The sequence below is a fragment of the Pedobacter sp. 01T416_2 genome (genome assembly GCF_056398925.1).
Genome location: NZ_JBFTQI010000683.1, coordinates 1 through 4,341 on the forward strand (window position 1 = coordinate 1; position 4,341 = coordinate 4,341).

The 4,341-nt window shown below is 43.0% G+C and carries 4 protein-coding genes; all 4 read right to left on the reverse strand.

Annotated elements, in window-relative coordinates; translation table 11 throughout:
- On the reverse strand, nt 1-1,388 hold a 1,388-nt coding region (locus AC1DPQ_RS22410), incomplete at its 3' end, for a DUF5117 and DUF5118 domain-containing protein (RefSeq protein ID WP_477610922.1).
- Between the two features lie 91 nt (nt 1,389-1,479).
- Complete coding sequence (locus AC1DPQ_RS22415; RefSeq protein ID WP_477580087.1) at nt 1,480-3,144, reverse strand: PKD-like family lipoprotein; 1,665 nt, start codon at nt 3,142-3,144, stop codon at nt 1,480-1,482.
- Nucleotides 3,145-3,201: 57 nt separating this feature from the next.
- Complete coding sequence (locus tag AC1DPQ_RS22420; protein ID WP_477610923.1) at nt 3,202-3,747, reverse strand: DUF4843 domain-containing protein; 546 nt, start codon at nt 3,745-3,747, stop codon at nt 3,202-3,204.
- A gap of 27 nt (nt 3,748-3,774) precedes the next feature.
- The coding region (locus AC1DPQ_RS22425; protein WP_477610924.1) for a RagB/SusD family nutrient uptake outer membrane protein at nt 3,775-4,341 on the reverse strand (567 nt) is incomplete at its 5' end.

Consider the following 4,341-nt stretch of genomic DNA (forward strand, 5'->3'; position numbering starts at 1 on the left):
GCAGTAGTTGAGCTGCTGCCCAGATTTTCGCGCAGACCAAGGGTAAAACCAATGGTACGGCTAACTTCGGCTGTAATCAATGCGCCCATCAGCGCTTCACTGAACTTCATGCTTCTGGCTCCCTCATCAACAGCACCAGCCTGCACCATGTACCAATCATGAAGGGTTTTAACCTGGCTATGTGACCAACCGATGTAGTTTTGAACGATTTCACCCGTCCGCGGATCGGTTACCTGGTTGTTATCAACAAAAGGGGTTGGTGCAGGCATGTATCGGATTACCCGAAAACGCGAGTCTTCCAGATCCATTGTTTTATCATTCTCCGGCCACTCCTTCCCTATGATCGCATTTTTAAAACCAGCTGCTTTAAAAGCTTCGTTCCAGTTATTGATACCTGCAATCATATATTTACGGTACTGTTTTGGGGTTGCCGGATCAATGTAATAAACCAATGGTTCTTTTGGTTCAACCAGTTCACCTGCCTTGTAACGTTTGATATCTTCAGGTTTAATTTCTAATCTGTTCTTGATGATAAACCGCCGCTCATCAACTTTCTGTTGTTTATCCGTAAAAACATTATAGCTGTCAGACCTGAAACCCACACGCGGATCATAAGCCTGTATCTGCATCACCTCCTTTGGCAATACCATTACCGAATTACTGATTTCGAATGTGACCCCTACGCTGGAAGCTGTCGGCGTCACATCGGCACCAGGAGCACTCTCCCCAGCAGGTTTTGCTGCCCCTAATGAATAAGTTTTCATTGATTTAACTTCGATATTGTTCGGATAAGCCTCCATCGATAAAATAGCCGAACGGTCTGCCGCCGGTGCTCCGGTTCCCATTTGTTTTTTAACGGACGGATGGAAACCTGAAAGCATATTATCTTTTAAGAAAAAATCAGTCATATCGATCACCGATGAATTGTTATCGGTACCACGGGCTTTTAAATCCAGTACCATGATGATCGGATCGATTGTTGAGTTTTTTACTGCTTTTGCCAGTTCATTGGTGGCATCACTTTGGGCCACACTGGTTATCGCACGAACAAATAAGCGCTCACCGGCAGCTTTTTCAAACGATACGATCATCCCGTTCATCAAATCGCCACTATAACGCGGACTACCGGTAGCTACCTTGCTTAAGCGTGTGGTAAACAAAAATTCTCTTGACAATAATTCATCAGGAATTTCAAAATAATAATGCTCATCTAATAAGTGAACTTTAAACAGACCTGTTTTGGTAACCGCTTTTGCAGTAATCACCTGGTTGTAAGGTTTTAGCTTAGCTATTACCGCAGTCTTTTTAACTGCAGTAGAATCTTGTGCAAATCCGGTCCCAGCAACAAGCAGTGCAAATGCGAAAACAGGAATAAACTTTAATTTCATAATAATTGTTAAAAGATGATAATCATAATGACTGCCTTACTATCGGCGGTATTTTGTTGATATAAGTTGAAATAAACTATTTGATTTTTGCCTATCGGCCCAATGCCTTTTTAAATGTGATATCGGTAATCTTATCGAAGCCGCCGTAAACATCGGCAGGACTTGAGGGAGAACCTATGATAGCGCCGGTCTGGGTATTCAGGTTAAAGAAATAAACCTTGTTTCCGCCTCCGCTTGCTGTTTCGTCGGTAGCCACTACCAGCACTTTACCCTCTGGCACGTTAAGCGCGGTAATATTGGCGGCAGTATAACCCGAATTAAAAGCCTTTATTGCTTTAACAATTGTCCCTGCCGGGAAAGTCAAACCCAGTGATGCCGTTGAGCTGGCCAGTGTATTCACGGTGCAGGTATATATCCTATTTCCGTTTACGTAATAAAACACGCCTTTTGGTGGAGCAAGGAATGTGGCATTGGCAAACATTGTTGCCGTATTGATCCCCGGACAGGCTGGTTCTTTCAGCTGAAAACGACCGGCTATAAAATTATTCGGATAGGCAAGACCTCGTGGAAACTGGATTAAATAGGTATTGTTTCCTGCATCATTTCTAAAGAAGCAGTTCCAATAAATCCCTGCCGAGGTTGCCATAGGCTGTGCATTCTCTGCATAGACCATATTATCGCCTATATTTTTCAGGTCAAATCCGCTACCTGTTGTAGGGTTTAAATTTGCTGCACCTCCAGCATAAGCAGGTGTATTTACAATTGTAGAACTTGAGGCATTGAATACAACAAAAGCCTTGTTCACCCGGTCGTAAAGTGTGTATATCTGGTCGCTTGAACCTGCATTGATCACAAATGGCGAAATAGAAAGCCCGGCGTAAGGAGGAAAAAACAATGGGGGATTGGCCAAATGGGCAGCAGTGGCAAACTGACGATAGGCAATCTGATTATTGACGATAACATACTCCCACCCTGCCCCTGATCCACCGCCAGAACCATTTGCCTGAAAATCAGTAGAAGGCAGTGAGCCCGGAGTAAACCAGTTCTCTGCCCTGGTCGAATCCGCAAAATCAATGCTCCTGACCTGTAACCCTCCATTGGGATACAAAAAAGATACCTTCTGTGCATTTAGTGCAGGAATATAGTTGATCACATTTACTTTAAAAGTGCCACTCGGAAGTTTGTGGCTGTTTACTGTTGAATAGACATTATTGAAAACTTTCCCTTTTATCACTCCATCTCTTGTTGTGATCACTGAAATATCTGCTCCATCGGCCTGTTCCTGTAAAACAATCCAGCCTTCACCACCCCATTCTGCACCTGATACATTTAACGCAAAAGATTTATAGTAAGAGATACCAGTAGCATTACTGGTTACCCTTGCCACCAATCTGTATAGATTTGGAGCCAATGTAATTTTGGTTTTTAAGTTTACCTCATTACCGATCTGATATTTGGTGGGGTTAGCAGCGGATTGCACATATTGCGTAAGAAGCCACTGACAGGAGAAATCACCGGGTTCACCCAAAGAAGCATCGATTTTCAATTTCACTTTCAGACTATCGTTCTGTCGTAGAATAATCGAATCCGGTGTAATAAATACACTTGGGTCTGCACCGGACATATCTGTGGAAACCTTAAGTGTATTTACCTGGATGTAGTCGTAATTCCCTTGGTCTTTGGAACAGCCTACCATCATTACAGCGATGATGGCCAGCGTCAGGGAAACACCTAATATTTTTTTTAACTTTTTCATTTTTTTATATCTTCAAACGAAATTGATCAATAATTTGCAGGCCCTACCTGAACTGGTTTATTGCCATTGTCGGGATCGTTCAGCACAAAAACCGGTTACAGATCCCGTAAACTCTCCCCATGAATCCGGTTTTTGGATATAGGCCAGATTGACGGTCAGTTTCTGTTTCGCTGAGATCCCTTCTGCCGGAAAATCCTGGTTTTTCTTTAGCCTCAGGCTGATCTTAACCAGCTTTCCCGATTCAAGGTCCGCTGTCCGGAACACAACCACTGGAATTGTACCAGAGACTGTTTTCGCCGGAATAACCAGGTTCTGTGCAATTTTATAATGCGTTCCTTCAATGGCTGCTCCATCACCGCTTGCAGGCAGTACCTCAACACTGAAGGAGCGACTGGCTGTCGAGGGATTACCCAATACACTCACCGGGAGATTAAGGGTGTCTTTTAGCTTTTTTGGATATTTGGCAAAAGAATATGAAATAACTGTATCCGCCGTCCCAAAATAAAGGCCATCAGATCCGGTAAACAAAGCAGGATCTTCTTTACAGCCGAAAAGAAACAGGCTCATTGAAAAAACAGCGAAATATTGAAATTTAAGCTTCATATCGGTTTCTTTGGTTTAATTGTTATTTTACTGATTGTATTCACGTTCTTTATCAGGGACTGGAAATACGTAAGGGTTAACAGGAACGTTGACTGTTGTTCCCGATTCCACCTTTAGATCTTTGTTAAGTCTTTTATAGTAAAAAAAAGTTTGTCCTTCCTGGATAAATTCTTTCTTGTATTCCTTAGTGATTTCGGCAGACAGCGCTACTCCGTCAGGCACTTCGGCAGCAGTAAGAGGATTAAGCCCCCTGGCGCTTCTTACCATATTCAAATAGGATAGCCCAGCTGGCAAGGCGCCAAGTGCATTGGCAGATTCGGCAAGGATATAATACATTTCCGAAATCCGGATAAGTGGAACGATATTCTGCATAGCGTAAGGCAAGCCCGGATTTTGAAAAAATTTAGATGGGACATTAAATGCCTTTGCCGGATTGTTGTCAAACCACGACAGTCTCCAGTCAAGCGGCGCTGTAGTTCCATAAATGGCATTTTTATTGGTTGCTGCCAATTGAAGGGATGTTCCCTGTGCGACGTTGAACATACTTTCATTGATTGTATTCACATTCGTACTGTATACAGCAAAAACCAGTTC